This is a genomic window from Corallococcus sp. AB038B (genome assembly GCF_003668955.1).
GTDB lineage: Bacteria > Myxococcota > Myxococcia > Myxococcales > Myxococcaceae > Corallococcus > Corallococcus exiguus.
This window is the reverse complement of sequence record NZ_RAWO01000305.1, coordinates 1-396: the sequence shown is the minus strand read 5'-3', so window position 1 is coordinate 396 and position 396 is coordinate 1. Positions and strand designations below refer to the sequence as shown.

Sequence of the window (396 nt, the reverse complement as noted above, 5' to 3'; positions counted from 1 at the left end):
GCTGGGCCGCGACGTGGACCTGTCCAGGATGGACCCCTACACCGCCCTGGCCAGGGAGTCGGACCACCCGGTGGCGGTGGACGCGAAGGGCGAGCCCACGAAGACGGAGAAGGTGCTGCCTCCAGACTTCCTCTTCCAGCCGCTGCGCACGGTGTGGCCGGTGGGAGACACGGTGGACGGCTCCACGTACACGGCCGAGCGCCAGCGCGAGGACCTCTACCGCGTCATCTCCTCGGGCGTGGGGGGTGCGGCGATGCCCACGTGGAAGGGCGCCATCCCCGAGGAGAACCTGTGGGCGCTCGCGTACTACGTGCAGACGCTCGTCGTGCTGCGCGACACGGACGCGGCCGATGAGCTCAAGACCCGACTGCGAAGCTCGGCTCAGTGAGTCGTTCC

1 protein-coding gene is annotated in these 396 nt (G+C 69.7%); it reads left to right on the top strand.

The features are described from left to right. A partial coding sequence (locus tag D7Y04_RS43390) for a cytochrome c (RefSeq protein WP_147477381.1) occupies positions 1–388 on the top strand: 388 nt, incomplete at its 5' end. Positions 389–396 lie beyond the last annotated feature (8 nt).